Genomic DNA, 2,958 nt, shown 5'->3' on the forward strand with positions numbered 1-2,958 from the left:
CAGCCGTTTGTGCGAACCTTCCGTGGTGCCGAGGCGTCTCATCGGGTAAGCTTCTATAAGACCACGCGTTATGTCTGACACACCCGCCTTTACCGAACCGCTCGAAGCCCGCCGACTCCTCGTGGTCGGCCCATCAGAGGTCTTCCTCACCGACGGCCAGCTCGAGTTCGGCGATTCGATGACGGTTCCGGAGGTTCGGGCATTTCTGCAAGACCAGGGCAGCTACTTCCGCGTGCCGCGATTGGACGTCGACGGCAGCACGTTCGATCTGGCTCAGGTCGTCGTGGACGCCGGACTTCAGTACGACATCAACCCTCAGGTGCTCCTGACGACCTTGCAGAAGGAGCACTCCGGCATCACGCGGACAACCCGGCCGACCGAGAGCCAGATGGCATTCCTGATGGGGAGCGGAACGCCATCCACCGCTCGGCTGCAATTCTTCGATGCCGCCGAACGCAAGCGTGCTTACCTCACCGAGCTTGATACGACTGGTTTTACCCGAAGTGGCTGGCAGGTCGGCGTCGCCAAGCAGACGCAGGACAACATCTTTGTCGCGCCCGCCAATCGCGCAACAGCCGGTCAGTTCACGTACACGCCGTTTGCGGGCGTGCAGTGGGGCGGGAGCCTGTCGCAGGTCGGTGGCGTCTGGCTCTTTGCGAATTGGTGGGAACAGTTCGGCTTCAACGATCGCGCCGGACCCGAAGCGACGCTCGGCTTCAACGTCGATGGTGCTGATGGCCCGATTCTGACGGTCGAGTTTGACGAACGGGTTGTCGGCCTGTCCGCCGGGGACATGCAGCTGTTCACGACCACCGGTGGCTTCTTAGGGTTCAGCCCGGGCATCGAGCTCGGGTCCGACGGCAAGACTGCCACCTTCGACATTCCCGACTTCCTCCCGCCGGGAACGTACATCGCTCAGCTTCCGGCGCGTGCAGTGACTGACGGTGCGCTGAATGTCTTCGAGACCTCGACGACTTTGACCTTCGATCTCCTCCCCGGCGATGCCAATCAGGATCGCCGGGTCGACCTCGTCGACTTCGGCATCTTCCGCAGCAACTTCGGAGAGACCGGCCTCTTCAGCGACGGCGACTTCAACTACGACGGTCAGATCACCCTCGCCGACTTCGGCATCTTGCGCGGCAACTTTGGCGTTAACCTCGGCTCGTCCTCGGTGTCGCTCTTCGCCGACGACGAGGTGTAGCACAAGTCTGTGGCTTGCGACCGAGGGTTAGCCGTCCGCGTGAGCGGGCGATTCCGTCCCACAGAGCGCCCGCTCACGCGGTCGGCTATGTGCTCTTAGCTTCAGCGCTGAAACGAAGCGCTCGCACGGTTCAACTCGTACCGAGCCACAACACGTACCCCCATTCACCCGCAAACACAGTCCAGAGCCTCTGCTACGCCCACTCGGACTCCGCTGCGACATTGCGTCGGACTGCTTTGTCGTAGTCGGTCTTGCAGTCGGACCCGGAATCGATACGGTCCTGCGACCTGTTCTTGTCCTGTCCCCCTTTGCAGAGTTGACTCATGGTGCCTGCTGCTTCGCTTCGTACACCCCAGTCGTGCTTCGAGACGCTTGAGCGTCGTCGTCTGTTGTCCGCCGCCACGCGTGTGGTCGAGTACGACCTGATCGCAGGAACCCAAGAGGTGCTCGACGAGGGCGTTCGCATCAACGCGGATGACTCCGCTGCGCTCGATGCGAGCCTTCGGGCCGAAGGATTCGAGGGTGGTCTCGATGCGCTGCTGGCCTCGTTCGGCTCGCCGGACGACTTCACGGACATGGTCGATTCGCTCCTCGCGGGCGACGTGCACACCGGCATGAGCCCGACGGGCGACCGTGTCGACTTCAACGATCCGACGCTCTACGACGTCAAGGACTTCGACCGCAGTGTCAGCGGCGCTGACAACCGTGTCCGCGTGACTGACACGACGCAGTTCCCCTTCAGTGCCGTCGGCCGACTCGCCACGGGCTGCAGTGGTGCCATGATCGGCCCGTACCACTTCCTCACGGCCGGCCACTGCGTTCTCGACTTCGCTGGTAACCCCGACCCGCTGAGCTCGCTAGGCGTTTCGCTCGGCCGCGACGGCGCAGACCGACCCTTCGGCGAGGCCGAGGCGACCTTCGTTCGCACCTATTCCGAATTTGCACAGGGCAACCAATGGGAGCACGACTGGGCAGTCATCACGCTCGACCGCTCCATCGGCAACTACGCCGGCTACTTCGGCTACCGGCACTACGAGGGCAACGACGCCCTGGCCGGCAAGCCGGTCACCATCCTGCAGTACCCGGGCGACAAGCCGACCGGCACCCAGTGGCGGGCGGACGGCGTCATCGCTTCGCAGGCACAGGTCAACGCGTGGCGGACGGGCTCCGACTACTCGACCGAGCTCAAGACGTTTTACAACGGCACGCTAGACACGGCAGGCGGCTCCAGCGGCTCCAGCGTCTGGGAGCAACTGCCCGGCGATGAGGTGCCGCAGGTTCTTGCGGTCCACGGCTACGGCTTCCCGTCGTCGCAGCCCAACGGCTTCAACTCGGCGTCGCGGCTGGACACACGCAAGATCACCGACATCGGCCTGTGGAAGCTCGCAGACGACGCGGCACGTCCGCCTGTCGACTTCGCCGACCTCACTGTCAGCGCGACGGGCAGCGAGTTGACGCTCCCCGTCGGCGGACAGTTCACGCTTTCTGGGGCGATTCGTAACACCGGCACCGCCATCGCGAGCGACGTCGAGTACAGCGTCTACGCGTCCACCGACGACATCCTCGGCAACAGCGACGACATCCTGCTCGCCCAGGGCACGCTCGACGAGGTCGTCCCGTACGCCGCGGACCAGTCGGCTGGCATCATCGGCCGCTTGCCTTCGGGCATGGCCGACGGCCTCTACTCGGTCGGCTACGTCGTCGATGCCGGCGACGCGATCGACGAGATCAGCGAGACCAACAACTCCGCCTTTGCC

Annotated in this window: 2 protein-coding genes; both read left to right on the forward strand. The window is 64.1% G+C overall.

From position 1 onward, the window contains the following. The first annotated feature begins 70 nt into the window (after positions 1-70). A complete protein-coding gene (locus tag AAGI46_16675) occupies positions 71-1,201 on the forward strand; it encodes a hypothetical protein (protein ID MEM1013842.1) in 1,131 nt (376 codons plus the stop codon). Between the two features lie 389 nt (positions 1,202-1,590). Continuing rightward, positions 1,591-2,958, forward strand: a 1,368-nt coding sequence (locus tag AAGI46_16680) for a trypsin-like serine protease (protein MEM1013843.1), incomplete at its 3' end; no start/stop codon positions are given.

The sequence above is a fragment of the Planctomycetota bacterium genome (genome assembly GCA_038746835.1).
GTDB lineage: Bacteria > Planctomycetota > Phycisphaerae > Tepidisphaerales > Tepidisphaeraceae > JBCDKH01.

Excerpts from the sequence above, each read along its gene's own strand:
- AAGI46_16675 (MEM1013842.1), top strand. The coding sequence starts at position 71 with ATGTCTGACACACCCGCCTTTACCGAACCGCTCGAAGCCCGCCGACTC.